Genomic DNA, 21,286 nt, shown 5'->3' with positions numbered 1-21,286 from the left:
ATAACCCGTGAACGTATCCTATCAATGGTTAAGCGAATATATCGATCTCGGCGGCATCGAGCCGCAAGCGCTCGCCGAGCTGCTCACGAGGGGCGGCATCGAGATTGACGGCGTCGTATCCCGCAACGCGGGCGTCACGAAGACGGTCGTCGGCTATGTATTGGAAAAGGAAAAACATCCGGACGCGGATAAGCTGAACGTCTGCAAAATCGATGCCGGCACCGGCGAGACGCTGCAAATCGTCTGCGGTGCGCCCAACGTGGCCGCGGGGCAGAAGGTGCCGGTCGCGCTCGTCGGCGCGAAGCTGCCGGGCGACCTGCAGATCAAGCGTGCCAAGCTGCGCGGTGTCGAGTCGCAAGGGATGATCTGCTCCGCGCGAGAACTGGGCATCAACGACAAGCTGCTGCCGAAGGAGCTGCAGGAGGGCATTCTCGTGCTGCCGGCGGACACGGCGGTTGGCACGGATATCGCCGACCTGCTTGGCTTGAACGATTCGGTGCTGGAGCTCGATCTGACGCCCAACCGCTCGGACTGCTTGAGCCTTCTCGGCGTCGCATACGAAACCGCCGCGCTGACAGGTTTGCCGCTGACGCTGCCCGAGCCGGAGAAGGCGCTGTACCCGGCGGCGGACAAGACCGCGGACACGATCGCGGTCGCCATCGAATCGGCCGAAGCTTGCAGCCACTACGCGATGCGCGTCGTAAAGGGCGTCAAGATCGGCCCGTCTCCGCTCTGGCTGCAAAACAGGCTGATCGCCGCTGGCATCCGGCCGATCAGCAACGTCGTCGACGTCACGAATTTCGTCATGCTGGAGTACGGCCAGCCGCTGCACGCGTTCGATGCGGCCAAGGTCAAAGGCACGGTCCGCGTTCGCTTCGCGCATGAAGGCGAGACGCTGGTCACGCTTGACGGTCAGGAGCGCAAGCTGGAGTCGCACATGCCCGTCATCGCCGACGACGCGCATGCGATCGCACTGGCCGGCGTCATGGGCGGTCTCGATACCGAAGTAACGGCGGACACGGTCGATATCCTGCTCGAATCCGCCAGATTTGCGGGCGCTCCGGTTCGCAAGACCTCGCGCCAGCTCGGTCTGCGGTCCGAAGCTTCGGCGCGCTTCGAGAAAGGCGTCGATCCGGAGCGCGTGCTCGGCGCGCTGGACCGCGCGGCTTCGCTGATCGCGCAGACGGCCGGCGGACTCGTCGCCGACGGGGTCGCCGAGGTGCGTCTCGCAACGCCTGCGCCGGCGGTCATCGAGCTCTCGCTCGAGCGGATCAACCGGATGCTGGGCACCTCGCTTTCCACGCTCGAGGTCAAGACGATCTGGTCGCGGCTCCAGTTCGCGGCCGAGCCGGCGGGCGACGGCGTATGGCGTCTGACCGTGCCGACGCGCCGCGGCGACATCACGCGCGCAGTGGACCTGATCGAGGAGGTCGCGCGGCTTAACGGCTACGACCGCATTCCGACGACCCGCATCGAAGGGCCGACGACGACGGGCGCGCTGACCAAATCCCAATCGATCCGCAGAGAGCTTCGGAAGCTGTTGTCCGAAGCGGGGCTTAGCGAGGCCGTGACCTATTCGGTCACCTCCGCAAGCCGGGCCGCGCTGTTCCCGGAGCTGTCCGGGGCTGCAGAAGGGATGCGCCCGATCGGCCTGGCGATGCCGATGAGCGAGGAACGCAGCTCGCTACGGGCGACGCTGCTGCCGAATCTGCTCGAGGCCGCTTCCTACAACAAGTCCCGCCGCAACGCGAACGCTGCGGTGTTCGAGATCGCGAGCGTGTACCATTCAGCGGAGGAGAAGCTCACGACCCTGCCTGCGGAGCATCCGAGGCTGGCCTTTCTGCTGACGGGCAATCGTCTTGGCGCAGGCTGGAATCAAACGGCGGCGGCATACGACTTCTACGATGCCAAGGGCGTCGTAGAAAAGCTGCTGACGCGGCTCGGTCTGACCGGCGCAGTCCGCTTCGAGCAGGCGCAGCCCGCCGACTTCCATCCTGGCCGTACGGCGGCATTGAAGATTGTCACCGCGTCCGGCGAATCGACGATCGGTTACGTCGGCCAGTTGCATCCCGAGCTGCAACGCGACTTCGACCTGGGCGACGCCTATGCCGCCGAGATCGATCTGAAGCCGCTCTATGAAGCGGCGGATTCCCGCATCGTTTACAGCACGCTGCCTCGCTTCCCGTCCGCGGAGCGGGATCTGGCCGTCGTCGTCGACGGATCGGTGCCCGGCGCGTCTCTCGTAGCGGCCGCACAGCAGGCTGCGGGCGAATACCTGGAGTCCATCCGCGTGTTCGACGTCTATGCGGGAGAGCGCCTCGGCGCCGGCAAAAAAAGCGTCGCGCTCTCGCTTGTGTACCGTCATCCGGACCGCACGCTGAACGACGAGGAGATCGCCGAAGCACAGCAATCCGTCGTTGCCCGACTGGAACAATCTTTCAGCGCGGAGCTTCGCAAATAAGCAGGAAACGGCGCAAAGCGCAGCGAATACATCAGAACGCGAATAGCGGACTGAGAGACGTTCGCTGCGATTTTGCTTAAGTTGGAACGTGGGAGGAATAACCGTGAATGCTGACGACAAGACACGCGTAACGGTTGACATATACGGCACGCAATACACGTTGACCGGACATACCAGCAGCGAATACATGAAACGGGTTGCTTTGCTCGTCAGCGATCAGATGCACAAGATCGCGAGCGGCTCGCCGCGGCTCGATCTGGCGAGGCTTGGCGTGCTCGCTTCGGTTAATATGGCCGACGAGCTCATGCGCATCCGCCGGGAAAACGAGCGGCTCCTCCACGAGGAAATAGAACGCAAACGGCTGTCCGCCGAGATCGAAACGCTGCTGGCCGATTGGGACAAGCACAAGGCCGAGAGTGCCGCGGCGCTGGAAGCCGCGGAGCGGGACTTCGCCGAGCGGCAGGCCGACCTGAAGCAAAAGTCCGAACAATCCATCGCGGAAGCGACGGCCAAGGCGGACGAAGAGCGCGAACGGCTGCGCAGCGTCCATCAGGCCGAGCTCGATCGGATCATGGCCGACCACGCGGCCGAGACCGAGCTTTATGCCGAAGAGGCCGAAGCCCTTCGGGCCGCGCATGCGGCAGAGCTCGACCGGCGCACATCCGGCTACGAGGCGGAGCTAGCGAGCTTGAAGTCCGCGCAGGGCGCCGAGCTCGAACGTCTTCGGGCCGTGCAGGCGTCGGAGCTTGCAAGCGCCCGCTCGGTGCATGCGGACGAATTGGAGCAAGCGGCCGCCGCGCAGCGCGACGAGATGGAAGCGGCAGCCGCCAGACACGCGGCCGAGCTTGAAAGCGTCGTCTCGGCACACGGTGCCGAGCTCGAGCGGATCCAGGCCGACCACGCGGCCGAAGCCGAGCTCTTTGCGGAGGAAAACGAATCCCTGAGACAGGCGCACGTTTCGGCTATGAACGAGATCAAATCCGCGCACGCGGCTGAGCTGGCGCGAATCCGGTCTGCGCAGGAAGCGGATCGGGAGCGGGCGCAAGCGACGTTCGAGGCCGAGCTGCGCGATGAGCGCGTCTCGCGCGCCGAAGAGCTCGAATCGCTGCGATCGGCGCATGCGGCTGAGCTGGGAACGCTAAAGAGCGGACACGAGCAATCGCTGGCCGAGCGGGCGGCGCAACAGGACGAAGAGCTGCGCACGATGCGTCAAGGCTACGAGGACGAATTGGCGCTGCTGCTGGAAGGCAAGCAGGAAGAATTGCAGCGGCTGACGCTGACGCTGGAAACGGCGTTGCGGGAGCGCGAGGAGATTCGCGCGCGTATGCAGGATGCCCTGGATGCGGCGCTTGCCGAGGGCGAAGGCCGCGTGAGCGCGCTCCGGGAGAGCCATGCGTCGGAGCTGGCGGATCTCGAGGCGCGTCAGGCCGAGGAGCGGGAACGCCACGCGGCGGAGCGCGCATCCGAGCTTGAAGCGCTGAAGGCCGGTCACTTGGCCGACCTGGAGCGGCTGAGCGCGGGACACAATGCAGAGCTCGAGGAGCTCCGCCTGGAGCTGGAGCTCGAGCGCGAAGCCCGCGAGACGGAGGGCGTGACGGCCGGTAACCAACTGACTGAAGCGCTGGAGCGCGCGGCTGCCGACCGGGAAGCCGCGATCGCCAAGCTTCGCGCCGAGCATGCGGGAGAGCTTGACCGCTTGCTCAGGGAGAGCCGGGGCGAAGCGGATCGTCTGCGTGCCGCCCACCAGATGGAGCTGGAGACGCTGAGGCGCGAGAGCCTGGATATGCTGGAAGCTGTCAAAAGCGAAAGCCGCGATGAGTTGGAGGCTGCCAAGACGGAGCTGGGCGGCGAGCTCGAAGTCGCCAAGGCGGCGGTGGAGCGCCTACATACGCAGCTGGCCGAGCAGATGTCCGCGGCCAGGCAGGCCGTAGCGGCGGCGGAGGCGAACTTCGACGAGGAGCGCCGGGCGCTGGCGGAGTCGCTGGATGCAGCAAGGCAGGAGACAGAAGCAGCAAGGCAGGAGACGGAAGCAGCCGGGCAGGCAGCGGATGCCGCGAAGCAAGAGGCGGAGGCGGCCAAGCGGCAGATCGATGCCGAAGCCCAGCGCTTTGCGGAGGAGCGCCGGCAGTTGGCTGCCCAAGCGGACCGTCAGCTGGCGGAAGCCGCGGCGCTGCTGGAGGAGCGATTGCGCGAAGCAGGCGAGGCAGCAGAGGAGCGTCTCGCGCAGGAGAGGGCTTCGGCTGCTGCCGAACGCGAGGCGGCCGTCAAGGAAGCGTCTGCGCCGCTTGAAGCTGAGCTCGCCTCGGTCCGGAGGGCTGTGGACGACGCGCTTCTGGAGCTGGAGCTGCAGCGCGAGGAGAGCGCCGAGGATGTTGCACGCCTCCGCGCAGCGCAGGCTGAAGAGCTGACGAATCTTCGCGCAGCGCAAGCCGAGGAGCTGTCGAAGCTCCGCGCGGAGCGGGCGGAGGAGCTGTCGCGGCTCGAAGCCCAGCGGGAGGCGGCGCTCAAGGAGGCTGTCGCGCCTCTCGAGACCGAGCTCGCCGCGGCGCGCAGCGCCTTGGATGACGCACGTCTCGAGCTGGAGCTGCAGCGCGAAGAAAGCGGCGAAGAGCTGTCGCGTCTGAACGCGGCGAAAAGCGAACAATTGTCGCGTCTTCAAGTGGCAAAGGACGAAGAGCTGTTGAAGCTTCGCGCGGCGCAAGCCGAGGAGCTGTCGCGGCTCGCAGTCGAGCGCGAAGCTGCCCTCAAGGAAGCTGCCGCGCCTCTCGAGACCGAACTCGCCGCGGCGCGCAGCGCCTTGGATGACGCACGTCTTGAACTGGAGCTGCAACGCGAAGAGAGCAGTGAAGAGCTGAAGCGTCTGAACGCGGCGCAAAGCGAGGAATTGTCGCGACTGCAAGCGGCAAAGAACGAAGAACTGACGAAGCTTCGCGCAGCGCAGGCCGAGGAGCTGTCGAATCTCCGCGCGGCGCAAGCCGCGGCACTGTCGCAGCTTGCAGCCGAACGCGAGGCTGCGCTCGGGGAAGCCGTCGCGCCGCTTGAAGACGAGCTTGCCTCCCTGCGAAGCGTCGTGGATGACGCGCGTCTGGAGCTGGAGCTGCAGCGAGAAGAAAGCAGCGAAGAGCTGAAGCGTCTGCGCGCGGCGCAGAGCGAGGAGCTGTCGCGTATGCAAGCGGCGAAGGACGAGGAGCTGTCGAGTCTCCGTGCGGCGCAAGCCGAGGTACTGTCTCGGCTTGCAGCCGAACGCGAGGCTGCGCTCGGGGAAGCCGTCGCACCGCTCGAAGCCGAGCTGGCCGCGGCCCGCCAAGCTGCCGATGACGCACAACTGGAGCTGGAGCTGCAGCGCAAAGAGAGCGGCGCGGAATTGAATCGTCTGCGCGCCGCACAGGCGGAGGAGCTGTCGAGCCTCCGCGCGGCGCAAGCCGAGGAGCTGTCCGGCCTTCGCGATGCGCAGGCCGAAGAGCATTCGCGGCTCCGTGACGCGCATGACGAAGCGCTGCGCCGGGCGACGGCCGAGGCGGAAGCCGGCGCGGCTTCGGGTCGTCAATCGCTCGAGGAAGAGCTGCGCGTGACGCAGGAGTTGTACGAGGCCGAGCTGAAGCAAGCGCTCGGCAGCCGCGACGCCGCGCTGGCCGCCGCCGAAGCGGCCGGCGCGGCGAACGATCAGGTACAGGCACGCTGGTCGGAACGCGAGCGCGAATGGCAGTCGCAGCGCGCGAAGCTCGAGGCCGAAGCCGAAGCGGCGCGCGCATCCGCAGAGCAGCGGCTTCAGGAGGCTGCAGCCCGCGAAGCGGCGCTGATCGAGGCGGAAAAAGCGGCCTCCGAGCGCTTGCGCGACGAAGCCGACGCTCGCGAAGCCGCCGAGCGCGAGGCGAACCGGCTCAAGGAGCTGGCGGACGAGCTCGCCGAGCGCGAACAGACCGCTGCCGATGCGATCCGGCTGCTCCAGCGGCGGGCCGAAGAGGCGGCGCGGGAGCGCGATGCTGCCGCCGAGCGTCTGGAGACGCTGGAGGGCAAGCTTCGCCAGGCAGCCGGCGAGCAGCAGCGCGAACGCGAGTCGCTGATTCGAGCAGAGGAGGAGCTGAGGTCGGCTCGGGAGCAGGCGGCAGCCGCCGTCGCGCTTCAGGCCGAACGCGACGCGCTCGCGCAGCAGCTGCAGGCGGTCGGCGAGAGCGAGCCGAGTCCGGCAGACGCGCAAGCGACGGAGCAGCTGTCGGAGGAGCTGGAGCGCGTTCGCAGCGAGCATGAGGCGCTCAAGATTGAGTACAACAAGCTGCAGATCGAATACAATGAGTGGATTGACATGCTCGAGGAGCATACTTGATCGTCGCAGAAGACTCGAAGACCGGCAATCATACCATTAAAAATCGCCCTTCCGAACGGATTCGATCCGTCCCGGAAGGGCGATTTCTTTATGTGCTTTATTTAACGATCAACGTGGCCTTCATCGATAAATGCCCTTGTCCGCAGACGATGTTGCATTTGATCGTATAAGTGCCGGCTGCTAGCGTTGCGACCTTGGACTTCTTGCCGTTGCTCAGCTTGACGCCTGCCTTTTCAATCTCGACGCCATGCGCGCCTTGCTCGTTCTCGAGCGTGTAGCGAATCGGCGTATCCTTCGGCACGGTGTATTCGGTTTGGTCGAACTTCCAGTTGGTGGCATGGATCACCAGGTCCTGCGATGCGGTAGCCGTCTCCTGCTCCGCGGCATTGTCGTTTTTGCCTCCGCATGCGGCGAGCGCTCCCGTTAATGCAAGCGCGACCAGTGCGGCGGCTATTTTTTTGTGTACCATTCTTATTTCCCCCCATCCCTCGTTTGCCGGGTATGAGCGGGTCATGCCCAGACTTTTCTATATTAGCATATCCTGTCGCAAGGATAAAAATGGAGCGGCTCATCCGGCTTCGCAGAATCGTCTTCCGCCCCATCCTCCCCGGCTGCCGGGAGCGAGGCCGATACGATCGTCTACAAAGAAGCCTTGGGCAGAGAGGTGACGATTCCGGCGCGTCCGCAGCGGATCGTTACGACGCAGTTCGGTCGCGGCAGCAGTTCGAGCGGCTGAAACAGAGCCGGCTCTGGTCGGAACTGGAGGCCGTTCGCTGAGGGCGGGGGTACGTCCTGGGGCAGGAATGGCTGCGCGACGATCCCGTATCGCTGGCCGGACAGCTTCGCGAACTGCAGGCAATCGTCGAAAAACCTCGCGTCATCCTATAATGGAGACGCGAGGTTTTTGGATTGCGTTTTGCAAGTTTCCTTTTAATCGTGACGCTTGCCGGCTTTGTACGGGTTGCCGATCGGGATGAACAGATCGATAATCCCGATGACAAGCGCCGCGAGCAGGGCGCCCAGGATCGAGGCCGATACGCCGCTGACGACGAACTGCGCGAGCCAGATGACGAGCGCGCTGCACAGGAACCCGACGATGCCGCGACCGAAGGGGGTCACGTTTTTGCCGAAAATCGCCTCAATAATCCATCCGAGCACGGCGATCACGAGCGCGAGCATGAGGGCGCTCCAGAAGCCGCCCACGGTGAAATGCGGAACCAGGTAACCGACGATCATCAGCACGATCGCCGACACGATAAAGCGTACGACGTGTCCTAAAAAATGCATGGCTTGATTACCTCCCGTTGTGGGGCTGTCGTCCGGCGGTATCGCCGGCATTAAAGGTATTGTATCCAGTTTGCCCGCCGGTTATAACGGAGTCGTAATGCAAGCGCAGCCGCCATCGGATATAATGGGAGGCGAGAGGAGTTGGCGCAACGCCGTGAACGACAAGGCGCTATATACATTGGAATACGATAAAATCAGCGAGCGGCTTCGCGAGCTCGGCGAGACCTCGCTCGGCAAGGAGCAGGCAGCCCTCATCCGTCCGTCCTCGGATCTGAGGGACGTGAACAGGCGGCTCGATACGACGGCCGAAGCGGTACGCGCGATGGACGTCAAGGGCGCTCCGCCGTTCGGCGGCATTACGGACGTGCGTCCTGCGCTCGGGCGGGCGAAGCTCGGGGCCATGCTGCTGCCGTCCGAGCTCATGGATATCGCCCAGTTCATCCTGGGCTCGCGGCGGATCCGCAAGTACGTAGGCGCCGTTTCCGAAGAAGCGGATATCCCGCTGCTCGAGGATCTTTGCGAGCCGCTTATCGATGCCAAGCAGCAGGAAGACGAGATTCGCCGGTGCATTGACGAGCAGGGCGACGTGCTCGACGCCGCCAGCGCCGAGCTGGCTGCCATTCGCAGAGAGATCCGTACGAACGAAGGACGCGCCCGGGAAAAGCTCGAAAGCATGATTCGCTCGTCCTCGGTGCAGAAGATGCTGCAGGACGCGCTTATTACGATGCGCGGGGACCGGTATGTCATTCCCGTCAAAGCGGAGTATCGCTCGAATTTCGGCGGCATCGTACACGACCAGTCGGGGAGCGGCGCAACGCTGTTTATCGAACCGGAGGCGGTCCTTCAGATCAACAACAAGCTCCGCGAGCTCAAACTCCGCGAAACGCGCGAGATCGAACGGATCCTGCGGCAGCTGTCCGAGAGCGTCGGCGTCAAAGGAGAGCTGCTCATCGGCGACGCCGAAGCGCTCGGATACATCGATTCGATCTTCGCGCGGGCGAAGCTCGCCGACCGGATGCAGGCGACCAAGCCGCAGATGAACGGCGAAGGCCGCCTGCGGCTGAAGCGGGCCCGCCATCCGCTGATCGACCCCAGGAAAGTCGTGCCGACCGATATCGAGCTGGACGATAAGCACTCGGCGATCATCGTCACCGGACCGAATACGGGCGGCAAGACGGTGTCGCTCAAGACGGTAGGCCTGCTCAGTCTGATGGCGATGTCCGGCTTGTTCGTACCCGCCGACGAAGGCACGGTCCTTTGCGTTTTCGACGGGATCTACGCGGATATAGGCGACGAGCAGAGCATCGAGCAAAGTTTGAGTACGTTCTCCAGCCATATGACGAACCTAATCGGCATGCTGGGCCAAGTGACAAGCAGCAGCCTCGTGCTGCTCGACGAGCTCGGCGCGGGCACCGACCCTGCGGAAGGCTCGGCGCTCGCGATCGCGATCCTCGAGCATCTGCACCGCCTGCGCTGCAGACTCCTTGCCACGACTCACTACAGCGAGCTGAAGGCGTATGCATACAATCGCGAGGGCATCATGAACGCCAGCATGGAGTTCGACGTCGCGACGCTGAGTCCTACTTACCGGCTGCTTGTCGGCGTGCCGGGCCGAAGCAACGCCTTTGCGATCGCGGAGCGGCTCGGTCTGCCCCGGTCGATTATCGACCACGCGCGGGGCGAGGTGTCGGACGACGAACTCAAGGTCGATACGATGATCGCTTCGCTCGAGCGGGACCGCCGGACGGCCGAGTCGGAGCGCCAGCTGGCGGAGCGGATCAAGCGCGAGGCCGAGGAGCTGCGTCTCAAGCTCGAGGAAGACCGTGCGAAGCTTCAGGATCAGCGCGTCAAGCTGCTCGAAGACGCCCGCGAGGAAGCCAGGCTTCAAGTGGCGAAGGCGCGGCGCGAGGCCGAGGAGATCATCGCCGACCTGCGCAAGCTCGCCCTGGAAGAAGCGGCGAGCGTCAAGGAGCACAAGCTCATCGAAGCCCGCCGCAGGCTGGACGATGCCGTGCCGGCGCCGGTGGCGAAGCCGCGTCCGGCCGCATCCAAGAGCGCGAAGCTCGGGCCGGGCGACGAGGTCAAGGTTTATAGCCTCGGCGGCCAAAAAGGCCATATCGTCGAACTGGCGGGCGACGATGCGTTCGTCCAGCTCGGCATCATGAAGATGAAGGTGGCGCTGGCGGATCTCGAGCCGGTCAAGGCTCCGAAAGACACGGCAGCCAAAAAGTCGCAGCCCGTTGCGGCCGGCGCGACCGTGAAGCGTGCGGCTTCGGACCAGATTCGGACGGAGCTGGACCTGCGGGGTGCTACGCTTGACGAGGCGATCATCGAGACGGACCGTTTTCTCGACGAATCGTTCCTTTCGAATCTGCACCAGGTCTATATCATTCATGGCAAAGGAACGGGGGCGCTGCGTACGGGCATTCAGGAGTTCCTGCGCAGGCACAAGCACGTGAAAAGCTATAGGCTCGGCAATTATGGCGAGGGCGGCGCCGGCGTTACCGTGGCGGAGCTGAACTAGCGTTAGGAGCGTTCCGCATGAATGAGCCCAGTTCCATCGACCGGCTGCTGTCCCATCCGGCGGTTGCGATCCCGGCGTATTTTTCCGTCGGCATTCTGATGCTGATCATCTGCCTGTACTGCTTCGAGCGGGTGACCAAGTACGAATGCTGGCAGGAGATCCGCAAAGGCAACATTGCGGTCGCCATGGCCACCGGCGGCAAAATATTCGGTATCTGCAACATTTTCCGGTTTTCCATCCAATCCAAAGACAGCATCTACGAGAGCATGCTATGGGCGGGGGGCGGATTTCTGCTCCTGCTCGCCGCGTACCTGCTGTTCGAGTTCGTCACGCCGGTATTCCGCATCGACGAGGAGATCGGCAAGGATAATCGCGCGGTGGGACTCATCTCCCTGCTGCTATCCGTATCGCTTTCCTATATTATCGGCGCGGCGGTGACGCTGGATTGACAGCGGCCGTCGCAGGAGGTTTCGTATGAAGTATTTATGGGGAACGCTGTTCGCGCTTGCGGCCCTTTTCTTTATTCTAGGCGTCGTCTATATGTTGAGGGAGGGTTAAAGCCGTGGCTGCCAACGTGATCATTTGCCCCTGGTGTCAATCCGAGATTATTCAGGAGCCGGGAGAAGAGCCGGACAAGTACTGTCCGGTCTGCGACAACGAGTTAAGCGGTTACCGGACGCTTCAATTCGGTCTGGGAGAAGAAGAGCCGGCAGAGGACGAAGAGGAGGAAACGGAAGACCAAGCGCTTTACGGGCGCCGGCGTCACCGCGATCTTCCCGAAGACCTGGCGGGATTCGGCCTGGACGGCGACGACGACTTGCGCGGCAAGGACGAAGCGCTGCTCCGGTACGAGGATACGGTCGAAGCGATTCTGGACGAACAGGAATTCGTGCCGGAATGCCCCCAATGCCGCGAATACATGGTCGAGACGGGCCGACAGGTCGTACAGGCCGCCTCGTTTACGTCCAAGCGGCCGGAGCGGCTGCGCGGCGGGGCGGTTCTCGAGGCGCCGTTTTCGATGACGCTGTATATGTGCCCATCGTGCTTCACGATGGAGTATGCGCTGTCCGAAGAGGACCGCAGCCGCATCGGGGACAATCTGAGCCGGGAACCCGAAGCAGACGGAAAGTGAGACGACGAACATGAAGAAGCTGGTTTATCAGAGCGTGACGGAGTTGATCGGCGATACGCCGGCCGTCCGGCTTAATCGTCTGGCCGGTCCCGACGACGCCGAAGTGCTGGTCAAGCTTGAGCGCTTCAATCCGAGCGGGAGCGTGAAGGACCGGGCGGCGAGCTCGCTCATCGAAGACGCCGAAGCCAGGGGCTTGATCGGGCCGGGCTCGCTGATCGTCGAGCCGACGAGCGGCAACACGGGCATCGGCTTGGCCATGAACGCGGCGGCCAGAGGCTATAGGCTTATCCTCGTCATGCCTGACAATATGTCCAAGGAACGCATCGACCTGTTGAAGGCTTACGGCGCCGAGGTCGTGCTGACGCCCGCATCGCAGCGTATGCCCGGAGCCATCCGGGAAGCGCAGTCCATCGCAGCGGGCACGCCAGGCAGCTTCATGCCCAACCAGTTCGAGAACGCCGCCAACCCCGACGTACACCGCCGAACGACGGCGCTTGAAATTCTGGAGCAGACGGACGCACGGCTGGACGCGTTCGTGGCCACGGCGGGCACTGGCGGCACGATCACGGGTACCGGCGAAGTGCTCAAGGCCAGGCTGCCGAATCTGCACGTGTCCGTCGTGGAGCCGGCCGGCTCTCCCGTACTGTCGGGCGGCGTGCCGGGACCGCACAAGCTGGTCGGCACCAGCCCGGGCTTCGTTCCGTCCATCCTGAACACCGACGTCTACGACGAGATCGTACAGGTGACGGACGACGACGCGATCGACACGATGAGGCGGCTGGCGCGCGAGGAAGGGATACTGGCAGGCCCCTCGTCCGGCGCTTCGGTATGGACTGCGCTCCAGCTGGCCCGCAAGTTGGGCAAGGGCAAGCGGGTGCTGTGCATCGCGCCGGATACGGGCGAACGGTACTTGTCGATGGATTTGTTTTAAGCTCGTTCTGCGGGGCTGTTTGCTCAAAAGATAGCTTTGTCTTTGCCAGAGGCTCCTTGGAGAGCCTCTTTTTTTGTTGTCGTGCCGCGAACCCGCAATGTAACGCCGTACAGCGCCACATTATGCCGTTTGACGGCCCGAACCCACAATGTAACGCCGTACAGCGCCACATTATGCCGCTTGGCGGCCCGAACCCGCAATGTAACGCCGTACAGCGCCACATCACGCCGTTTGACGGCCCGAACTCGCAATGTAACGCCGTTCAGCGCCACGTCACGCCTCATGGTTGCCCGATCCGGTTGCTATATTTTGTGCAGGTTTTCTTACAACGCCGCATGAAGGGATAAGCGACAGGGGTTGGCCGCATACTATGCTCGATTGTCCAATTACAGGAGGGATCGTCATGCTTCAACCGATCACCGGCAAGGAGCTCGAGTACATCGCGGATTCGATGTCCAACGAGGATCTGCTCATCAAGCAATGCACGGCCGCTTCCGCGTCATGTTCGAATCAGCAAATCAAGCAGGTGCTCGATCATCAGGCGCAGGTGCACACGCAGCATTATCAGACGCTGCTGTCGCTGCTCCAGCAGCACCAGCCGCTCGCTCCGACGCAACCCCAAGCCTAGAATCGCATCCGAAAGGGAGGCCACACGAAATGGCGCCAGCAAACCAGTTTATGCCTGACGAGGATTTGGCTTATACCGTGCTCGCGGATCTGAAGCGCGTGACGCGCGAATACGCGACGGCAGCCACCGAATCGGTCTGTCCGACGGTTCGCCAGCAATTCACGCAGCTGCTGAACGTGACGCTGCAGATGCAGGGCGAATTGTACAACACGATGCAATCGGCCAACATGTACAACGCCTCCTCGCCGACGCTGCGGCAGGAGATCGACAAGAACCTGAAGACGTACCAGGACACCCAAACGAAGACGCAGCAATTCGTGCAGCAAACGAAGCAGGGCGCGATGCCTGCCTGGCAGCAGCCGCAGCAAAACGCCCAGCAGCAAATGCAGCAGCACTGAGCGCGAAGCAACGCGCTGGCATCCTCCTCCCCCGGACGACAGCATCCGGCGGGAGGTTTTTTATAGGCGTGCGATATTGAATTTCCTTTTCACGGGGCCTGTATTTGATGTAAGATGAGAGGTATTCAGGAGGGATCCCCATGAACGAATTTAAGTTGAAGATTCTGGATCTGCTCAAGGAAGACGCGAGATTGTCCGCTTCGACCATCGCTACGATGCTTGGGGCGGACGAAGTCGAAGTGTCTGCCGCCATCGCAGAGATGGAGCGGGACCATGTAATCGTTAAGTACGCGACAGTCGTGAATTGGAGCAAGGTGGACGACGAAAAAGTGACGGCGCTCATTCAGGTCGAATGCACGCCGGAGCGCGGACGGGGCTTCGAGAGTATCGCGGAGCGCATTTATCTGTATCCCGAGGTCAAGTCGGTATACCTGATGTCGGGCGCTTACGACTTGCAGGTAGAGATCGAAGGCAAGACGCTCAAGGAAGTCGCTTCGTTCGTCTCCAACAAGCTGTCGACCATCGAATCCGTTATCGCGACCAAGACCTTTTTCATTCTTAAAAAATATAAACAGGACGGGATTATCTTCGAGGAATTCGAGGGTGATCAGCGCCTGCTCGTTTCCCCTTGACGCGATAAGGGAGCGAGTATTTCGAAAAGGACGGTTGTCCAATGATTACGAATCAACAGACGCGCGGCAAGGAATCGACCGAGGGGATGAATCGCTATTTGTCCGCCGGCGCGCGCGCTATTCCGCCGTCCGGCATCCGCAGGTTTTTCGATCTGGTCAGCGCCAGCAAGGACGGCAGCATCATCTCGCTGGGCGTGGGCGAGCCGGACTTCGTGACGCCGTGGCATATTCGCGACGCAGCGGTCTATTCGCTTGAAAAGGGCAAGACGCAGTACACGTCCAATGCAGGCATGCTGGAGCTGCGCGAAGAGATTGCCTCTTATTTGAACAAGCAGTTTAATTTGCAGTACGAGCCCGGCAACGAAGTGCTCGTGACGATCGGCGGGAGCGAGGCGATCGACCTTGCGATCCGGGCGCTCGTCGAGCCGGGGGACGAGGTACTGATCCCCGAGCCCTGCTACGTTCCGTACAACCCGATTACCGCGCTCGGCGGCGGCGTTCCCGTGGGCATCGAGACATTTGCCAAGGATGGCTTCCGGCTGACGGAGGAAGGCTTGCGCGCAGCGATCACGCCGCGTTCCAAGCTGCTGATTCTCTCCTATCCGAGCAATCCGACGGGTGCGATCATGAGCTACGAGGATATGCTGCCGATTGCAAAGCTCGTCGAAGAGCACGACCTGATTGTCGTGTCCGACGAGATCTACGCAGAGCTGACGTATGGCTCCAAGCACGTGAGCTTCGCCTCCTTGCCCGGCATGAAGGACCGTACGATACTGGTAAGCGGATTTTCCAAGGCGTTCGCCATGACGGGCTGGCGCATGGGCTACGCTTGCGGCCATCCCGAATTAATTGGCGCGATGCTGAAGATCCATCAGTATACCGTCATGTGCGCCCCGATCATGGGCCAGGTCGCCGCGCTTGAAGCGCTCAAGAACGGCATGGAAGAGATGTATCGCATGGTCGAGTCCTACAATCAGAGAAGAAGGCTCGTCGTCCAGGGCTTCAGGGATATCGGTCTGGACTGCCACGAGCCGCAAGGCGCATTTTACGTTTTCCCTTCGATTGAGTCGACCGGCCTGTCGTCCGAGGCGTTTTCCATGCAGCTCGTGAGAGACGCGAAGGTCGCGGCCGTGCCCGGACACGTATTCGGCAGCGGGGGAGAGGGCTTTATCCGGTGTTCCTACGCTTCCTCCGTCGCTCAATTAACCGAGGCGCTGGAGCGTATCGGAGAGTTTGTCCGGCAGCTAAAGTAGAAAATTGGAAAAAGGATGTTATTTTTTCTAAAGTTCTGCTATAATTACCCTTGTTTTGCAGACTTGCCCGTAGCTGCGGAGAGGGGGAAAACGATGGCGACAGCAAGCAATCATTCTTTGGATCCGGATCGGCCCGCGACATGGGCGTCCGCCAGGAATGCCTACAGTGAAGCCGGCGCGTCTTCCTCTTATAACGACCGAAGCCTTATCGAAGAAATCGATCTGCTCCGGCGACGCATGACGGAGACTTTCCTGCGGGAAGACTCCTTCACCGCGGAGCCTGTCATGGAGATCAGCCGCATGCTCGACGTGAAGATCAACGAATACATGAGACTCAGCTATCATGCCCGATAAGTCCGGAGCTTCGCTCCGGACTTTTTATTTTTGGGCATGCTTGCTCCGCTCCGGCCCGGCGCTTTTTCAAGTCGCCCTGTGATTGTGCTATAGTTAAGCTAGATATTTTTGCGCCTGGGAGGTGACGGGACATGCTCCTGTTGGTAACCGGCGGCACGGGGGCGGGCAAATCGGCATACGCCAGGTTGTTGGCGGAGTCGCTGGGACGGGAGGCGATCAGCTTCGCTTGTCCCGCTTGGCCGCTGCTTGACGCTACCCAGGGCGCTGGTACGGGCACGGACTCCAAGGCAGGCTCCGATAACCAAACCGCGGATGCGTTCGCCGACGTGAAGCATACGCCGGGAAGGCGCGGCTTCGCATGGACGCAGCTGCCGGCGGACGGCGCCTGCGCGCAGACGCTGACACGCGTCAATCTGGACTCGAACCCTTACCGGGCCGAGCGAAGGGCGCTGGTGCTGGACAGCCTGTCAGGCTGGCTGCGGCATCGCGTGCTCGAAGTGCGCCCTGGCGAAGTAAATAACGGAGGACTGGCTGCCGAAGCGGGCGAGTTGCTCGGCGCGCTGCTAGCGTTCGAAGGCGTCGTCATCGTCGTGACCGAAGAGGCGTCTGCGGGTCTAGTTCCGGACCCCCGCGAGAGAGCCTACATCAAGCTGCTGGCCGAATCCAACCGGAGGTTGGCCGCTGCTTCGCATACGATCTACCGTCTGTCGTTCGGAATCGCCGAGGCGATTCGGGGCGAACGGATCTGATTCGGGAGGACAGGGCGATGAAGCTATACACGAGAACCGGCGACAAAGGCACGACTTCGGTCATCGGCGGCAAGGTAAAAAAGGACGACGAACGGGTGGAAGCTTTCGGGACGATCGACGAGCTCAATTCGTTCGTCGGTCTGGCGGCGGCCACGGCGGGGACAGAGGAAGCGGCAACCGAACCATCGGAAGGCGTCCGCGCGTTCGAAACCCGGCTGCTTGAAGAGTTGACCGTCATCCAGCACGAGCTGTTCGACTGCGGATCGGACCTGTCCTACGCGGCGCCGCAGCCGGAGCAACTGAAGGTCCAGCCCGAGCTGGCGGAGCGGCTGGAGGCATGGATCGACCGCCACGAGGCCGGCAATCCGCCGATCGCGAGGTTTATTTTGCCTGGCGGGACAGCGACCGCCGCCGCGCTGCACGTCTGCCGCACCGTCTGTCGGCGTGCGGAGCGCGCGGTCGTGACCTTGGCGGCCACGGGCAGGCCGTGTCCGCCCGAAGTCGCGAAGTATCTCAACCGGCTGTCTGACTATTTTTTTGCGGCGGCGCGCGCCGCCAATGCCAAGGCTGGCTTGCAGGACGTTGAATACGAGAGGGGAGCGGCGGTTTTCCGCCGTATCGGCAAGGAGCTATAGCATCGATGGAATGGGAACGCACGGAAGGGTATTACAAGCCGCTTGTACACGTCGCTGACGAGCGGGACGAAGGCCGCATGCTGCGCGACGTACTTCGCAACCGGGTAGGCATCTCGCGGCGGCTCTGGACGAAGCTGAAGGCCTCAGAAGAAGGCGTGACCGTTAACGGGAACCCGGTGTTTTCCAGTTTTATTTTATCGGCGGGCGATGTCGTGGCGCTGCGCATGGCGGAGGAGTCCTCGGACGATATTTTGCCGCAGCAGATGGCGCTAGATATCGTGCATGAGGACGACGATCTGCTCGTTCTCAACAAGCCTGCGGGCGTCATCGTCCACCCGACGACCGGCCATTATGCGAACACGCTCGCGAACGGCGTCGTGCATTACTGGCGGGAGCGCGGCGAGCGCTGTCGGTTCCGCCCGGTCAACCGGCTGGACGAGGATACGTCCGGCCTCGTGATCGTCGCCAAGCATCCGTACGCGCAGCAGCAGCTGTCCGCCCAGATGACGGCGGGCACGGTGCTCAAGCAGTACCGCGCATACGCTTACGGCCGTCCACCTGCGGATCGGGGCGAGGTGAATGCGCCGATCGGCCGCGTGCCTGAAGACCCGCACAGGCGCGCCGTTCGCGAGGACGGTCAGCCTTCGCTTACTTATTATTCGTTGTCCGAAGCGTACCCTTGCGGCGCGAGCGCGCTGGACATCCGTCTCGGCACGGGGCGGACGCACCAAATTCGCGTGCATATGGGCGCGATCGGATGTCCGCTCGTCGGCGACGCTTATTACGCCGATCCGGCCTGGACGCGCACGCCGCTCGCCGGCGCGCTCTCCGGTGCGATCGGCAGGCAGGCGCTCCATGCGGCGCAGCTCGCGTTCCGCCATCCGGTGAACGGCGTCGAGACGAAGCTCGAAGCGCCGCTGCCCGCCGATCTGCTCGAGCTGGAGCGCGTCCTGCGCGAGCTTCCGCCGGGTCTGGACGCCCTTTGAGCATGCATTTATCGAACCTGGAGGAACGCAGCAATGTCTAAAAAGTTGACCGTCTACCAATACCCGTCCTGCGACACCTGCCGCAAAGCGATCAAGACGCTGCAGGCCGAGGGGCATGAACTGAATTTGATTCATATCAAGGAATCTCCGCCGTCCGTGCAGGAGCTTCGCAAGCTGGTCGCGGACAGCGGCCTTACGATAGGCAAATGGTTCAATACCGCGGGCGACGTCTACCGTTCGCTCGGACTGAAGGATCGCATGGCGCAGCTGTCGGACGACGAGCAGCTGGAGCTGCTCGCCGGCAACGGCATGCTGATCAAGCGCCCGGTCGTCTCGGATGGACGGAAAGCGACCGTAGGCTATCGCGAAGAGGAGCTGAAGCGCGCCTATGCCGAGTGACGGCCGGGAACATAAAGGGACGCTTGATCAGCAAAAGCCGGCGGACGGCCGGCAGGAAGGACTGATGGACCCTGGCTTGCCGCCGGGCGCGAACCTGCCGCCAGGCTCGCATCTCCCGCAGCCCAAGCCGATCGATCCGAACGCGCCGCCTGTTCCGCCGTCGCATGGCGACGAAGAAGAGGGGCCTGCGGCGGAGGACGAGGGCGGCAAGCGCAAAAGCAATGGCGGCTCGTGGGCGTTCGGCGCCGTGCTCGCTTTTTTGCTCGGAAAGGGCAAGGCTGCGCTGCTGCTGTTCCTGAAGTTCGGCAAGCCGCTGATCTCGATGGCGATTACGGTGGGCGCGTACGCCATTATTTATCCGTGGTCGTTCGCCGTCGGGCTCGTCGCGCTCATCTTCGTTCACGAGATGGGACATGTATGGGTCGCGAAGCGAAAAGGATTGCCGGTGACCGCGCCGTTGTTTATTCCGTTCCTCGGCGCGGCGATTATGATGAAGCGCAATCCGAAGGACGCGGCGACCGAAGCGGATATCGCGCTCGGGGGACCGTATTTGGGCACGGCCGCAGCTTTCGTTTGTTACGGCATCGGCGTTTATACGGATAGTCCCGTGTGGCATATGCTGGCGTATGTCGGCTTTTTCCTCAACCTGTTTAATCTCGTGCCGGTCCGACCGCTCGACGGCGGCAGGATCGCGTCTGCCGTGAATCGTTGGATCTGGCTCGCAGGCGTCGTGATCGGTCCGTTCGTCATCTGGTACACGCATAGCTTTATTTTTATCCTGATTTGGGTATGGTTCCTGTTCACGACGTATCGGAAGTTCAAGGCGAAGCGCGGCGAAGGGCCGGTCCATATCGCCGAAGGTGTCTATCAGGCCAAAGCGGATCCCGCCCTGCCGGACTGGTATTACCGCGGCACCCATCATCTGCGCGAGCTGCCCTATTCGGCCTACTGCAAGCTGGACGGCCAGCATATGGTCGAGTTCGAGTGGGAGGCGCTGACCTTCAAGGGAGAGCTGCCGATCGACCAGGCGATCCTAATTCGGCGCGTTTACGCCTATCAGCTGGAGGGACCGGACGCCGAGCAGAACCTGACGCTGAAGGTGCGGGTCGAAGGCAACGTATACGAGCCGGACAATTATTACGAAGTGAAAAGCCGCGACAGATGGCGGATCGGAAGCTTGTACGTCGGCCTTATCGTCGTTCTGGTCTATATGATGTGGGTCATTCAAGAAGCAGGCTGGACGAACCCGGCGCAATAATGCGGCCGGGTCGTGCCGCGCACAGAGGAAGGAAGCTGTAAAAGATGAATCGGCAAGCTTGGAGATCGGATCGGCTGGACCGTCTGGGTTCGGCTATATTTTCGGAGGTGGCCGGCTGGAAGGCCGCAGCCCGATCGGCGGGCGTGGACGTGATCGCGCTCGATATCGGCAGTCCCGACCAGCCGCCGGCAATCGGAATTCGCGAGCGGCTGGCCGCGGCCAGCCTGCGGCCCGAGCTTTACCGCTATCCGGGCACGGAAGGCAGCCCCGCTTTTCGACTGAAGGTCGCGGAGTGGTTCAAGCACCGGTTCCGCGTCGCGCTGGATCCCGAGCGGGAGATACTCTCGCTCATGGGGACGCAGGACGGTCTCGCCCACCTGGCGCTGGCCGTGACCAATCCCGGGGATGCGGCGATGCTGCCCGACCCGGGTTATCCCGTCTATCAGGCCGGCCTGGCCGTAGCAGGCGTGGAGACCGTGCCGCTGCCGCTGACGGCGGAGCGCGGCTACCTGCCCGACTTCGATGCCATTCCTGACGATGTCTGGAACAAGGTCAAATTCATGCTCCTCAGCTATCCGAGCAATCCGACTGCCGCGGTTGCGGACCTGTCCTTTTTCGAGGAAGCGGTAGCCGTCGCGAAGCGTCGCGGCGTTCTGCTCGTGCACGACAACGCCTATAGCGAGATGGCGTACGACGGCTTCAAGCCGCCGAGCGTGCTGGAGGTGCCCGGCGCCAAGGAGATTGCGATAGAGTTTCATTCGCTATCCAAGTCGTTCCATCTCGCCGGCGCGCGCATCGGCTTCGCGGTCGGCAATCCCGAGGTGCTGGACAGCCTTCGCGCGTTGAAGAACAATATCGATTTCGGCGTATTTCTCGCCGTGCAGGAAGCGGCAGTCGAAGCGCTCGAGCTGGACATGAACGCACCGGACCCTGTCGCGCCGGAGTACGAGTGGCGCCGGGACGCCTTCATCTCGGCGATGGCCGCGGCGGGCTGGACGATTCCCGCGCCGCGCGGCTCGATGTTCGCCTGGGCGCCCGTGCCTGCCGGCTGGAGCTCGCGCGAGCTCGCCAGATCGATGCTGGCGCATGCCGGCGTGGCGGTCATTCCCGGCAACGCGTTCGGCGCGCTCGGCGAAGGATATGTCCGCTTTGCGCTTGTCGAGCCGGAGGAGCGGCTGCGGGAGGCTGCGGCGCGGATCGGACGATTTTTACGGGAGCATGCCCCGTCCGATTCCCGCTGATCCGAAGGCGCCGCCGGATAAATAAGGAACCGGGACCAAACTGCGCGTTATGCTATAATAGGGTGATAGTTTACGCGCGAGGGTGATAGATGAA

At 62.8% G+C, this 21,286-nt stretch carries 20 protein-coding genes; 17 read left to right on the top strand and 3 right to left on the bottom strand.

Annotated features, from left to right (window positions below; genetic code table 11):
* Positions 1 to 7 precede the first annotated feature (7 nt).
* A complete protein-coding gene (gene pheT / locus ACFSR7_RS12330; protein ID WP_378161867.1) occupies positions 8 to 2,461 on the top strand; it encodes a phenylalanine--tRNA ligase subunit beta in 2,454 nt (817 codons plus the stop codon).
* A 103-nt stretch (positions 2,462 to 2,564) separates the two neighbouring features.
* The gene (locus tag ACFSR7_RS12325; RefSeq protein WP_378161865.1) at positions 2,565 to 6,785 is read left to right on the top strand and encodes a cell division protein ZapA; all 4,221 of its coding nucleotides are present in this window, start codon (positions 2,565 to 2,567) and stop codon (positions 6,783 to 6,785) included.
* Between the two features lie 97 nt (positions 6,786 to 6,882).
* Here ACFSR7_RS12325 and ACFSR7_RS12320 read toward each other — a convergent pair whose 3' ends face one another.
* Positions 6,883 to 7,254, bottom strand: a complete 372-nt coding sequence (locus ACFSR7_RS12320) for a cupredoxin domain-containing protein (protein ID WP_378161863.1) — start codon at positions 7,252 to 7,254, stop codon at positions 6,883 to 6,885.
* A gap of 461 nt (positions 7,255 to 7,715) precedes the next feature.
* Positions 7,716 to 8,072, bottom strand: a complete 357-nt coding sequence (locus ACFSR7_RS12315) for a phage holin family protein (RefSeq protein ID WP_090109809.1) — start codon at positions 8,070 to 8,072, stop codon at positions 7,716 to 7,718.
* Between the two features lie 154 nt (positions 8,073 to 8,226).
* Between ACFSR7_RS12315 and ACFSR7_RS12310 the strand changes: the two genes are divergently transcribed.
* The 4 genes from ACFSR7_RS12310 (at position 8,227) to cysK (ending at position 12,659) form a co-directional block, all read left to right on the top strand.
* The gene (locus tag ACFSR7_RS12310; RefSeq protein ID WP_378161861.1) at positions 8,227 to 10,596 is read left to right on the top strand and encodes an endonuclease MutS2; all 2,370 of its coding nucleotides are present in this window, start codon (positions 8,227 to 8,229) and stop codon (positions 10,594 to 10,596) included.
* A gap of 17 nt (positions 10,597 to 10,613) precedes the next feature.
* Complete coding sequence (locus ACFSR7_RS12305) at positions 10,614 to 11,045, top strand: DUF350 domain-containing protein (protein ID WP_378116230.1); 432 nt, start codon at positions 10,614 to 10,616, stop codon at positions 11,043 to 11,045.
* Between the two features lie 113 nt (positions 11,046 to 11,158).
* Entirely contained in the window at positions 11,159 to 11,728 is a 570-nt protein-coding gene (locus tag ACFSR7_RS12300; protein WP_378161859.1) for a hypothetical protein, read from the top strand.
* A gap of 10 nt (positions 11,729 to 11,738) precedes the next feature.
* A complete protein-coding gene (gene cysK / locus ACFSR7_RS12295; RefSeq protein WP_378161857.1) occupies positions 11,739 to 12,659 on the top strand; it encodes a cysteine synthase A in 921 nt (306 codons plus the stop codon).
* Between the two features lie 23 nt (positions 12,660 to 12,682).
* Here cysK and ACFSR7_RS12290 read toward each other — a convergent pair whose 3' ends face one another.
* Positions 12,683 to 12,931 (bottom strand): hypothetical protein, encoded by a 249-nt coding sequence (locus ACFSR7_RS12290; protein ID WP_378161855.1) that lies wholly within the window; start codon positions 12,929 to 12,931, stop codon positions 12,683 to 12,685.
* A 131-nt stretch (positions 12,932 to 13,062) separates the two neighbouring features.
* Between ACFSR7_RS12290 and ACFSR7_RS12285 the strand changes: the two genes are divergently transcribed.
* The 11 genes from ACFSR7_RS12285 (at position 13,063) to ACFSR7_RS12235 (ending at position 21,192) form a co-directional block, all read left to right on the top strand.
* Complete coding sequence (locus ACFSR7_RS12285; RefSeq protein WP_378161853.1) at positions 13,063 to 13,287, top strand: hypothetical protein; 225 nt, start codon at positions 13,063 to 13,065, stop codon at positions 13,285 to 13,287.
* A gap of 29 nt (positions 13,288 to 13,316) precedes the next feature.
* Positions 13,317 to 13,685: a spore coat protein gene (locus ACFSR7_RS12280; protein WP_378161851.1), complete on the top strand. Its 369-nt coding sequence runs from the start codon at positions 13,317 to 13,319 to the stop codon at positions 13,683 to 13,685.
* 140 nt (positions 13,686 to 13,825) lie between these two features.
* Positions 13,826 to 14,317, top strand: coding sequence for an Lrp/AsnC family transcriptional regulator (locus tag ACFSR7_RS12275; RefSeq protein WP_282907627.1), 492 nt, complete (start codon positions 13,826 to 13,828; stop codon positions 14,315 to 14,317).
* A gap of 41 nt (positions 14,318 to 14,358) precedes the next feature.
* Positions 14,359 to 15,570, top strand: coding sequence for an aminotransferase class I/II-fold pyridoxal phosphate-dependent enzyme (locus ACFSR7_RS12270; protein WP_378161848.1), 1,212 nt, complete (start codon positions 14,359 to 14,361; stop codon positions 15,568 to 15,570).
* Positions 15,571 to 15,663: 93 nt separating this feature from the next.
* The gene (locus ACFSR7_RS12265) at positions 15,664 to 15,924 is read left to right on the top strand and encodes a Spo0E family sporulation regulatory protein-aspartic acid phosphatase (protein ID WP_378161846.1); all 261 of its coding nucleotides are present in this window, start codon (positions 15,664 to 15,666) and stop codon (positions 15,922 to 15,924) included.
* A gap of 131 nt (positions 15,925 to 16,055) precedes the next feature.
* On the top strand, positions 16,056 to 16,673 hold the full coding sequence (locus tag ACFSR7_RS12260) for a bifunctional adenosylcobinamide kinase/adenosylcobinamide-phosphate guanylyltransferase (protein ID WP_378161844.1): 618 nt from the start codon (positions 16,056 to 16,058) through the stop codon (positions 16,671 to 16,673).
* Between the two features lie 17 nt (positions 16,674 to 16,690).
* Positions 16,691 to 17,308 (top strand): cob(I)yrinic acid a,c-diamide adenosyltransferase, encoded by a 618-nt coding sequence (locus ACFSR7_RS12255; RefSeq protein WP_378161842.1) that lies wholly within the window; start codon positions 16,691 to 16,693, stop codon positions 17,306 to 17,308.
* Positions 17,309 to 17,313: 5 nt separating this feature from the next.
* Positions 17,314 to 18,294, top strand: coding sequence for an RluA family pseudouridine synthase (locus tag ACFSR7_RS12250; RefSeq protein ID WP_378161840.1), 981 nt, complete (start codon positions 17,314 to 17,316; stop codon positions 18,292 to 18,294).
* Between the two features lie 33 nt (positions 18,295 to 18,327).
* Entirely contained in the window at positions 18,328 to 18,693 is a 366-nt protein-coding gene (locus ACFSR7_RS12245) for an arsenate reductase family protein (RefSeq protein WP_378161838.1), read from the top strand.
* Positions 18,683 to 19,951 carry a site-2 protease family protein gene (locus tag ACFSR7_RS12240; protein WP_378161836.1) on the top strand — a complete coding sequence of 423 codons (1,269 nt, stop codon included), beginning with the start codon at positions 18,683 to 18,685 and terminating at the stop codon, positions 19,949 to 19,951. The genes ACFSR7_RS12245 and ACFSR7_RS12240 overlap by 11 nt, the downstream gene beginning before the upstream one ends.
* Before the next feature lie 44 nt (positions 19,952 to 19,995).
* A complete protein-coding gene (locus ACFSR7_RS12235; RefSeq protein WP_378161834.1) occupies positions 19,996 to 21,192 on the top strand; it encodes an aminotransferase class I/II-fold pyridoxal phosphate-dependent enzyme in 1,197 nt (398 codons plus the stop codon).
* The last annotated feature ends 94 nt before the right edge of the window (positions 21,193 to 21,286 follow it).

Origin of the sequence: Cohnella sp. GCM10020058 (assembly GCF_042683485.1) — a bacterium.
In the GTDB taxonomy this organism is placed as follows: domain Bacteria; phylum Bacillota; class Bacilli; order Paenibacillales; family Paenibacillaceae; genus Cohnella.
The sequence above is the reverse complement of the archived record's forward strand: the minus strand, read 5'-3'. Positions and strand labels throughout refer to the sequence as shown.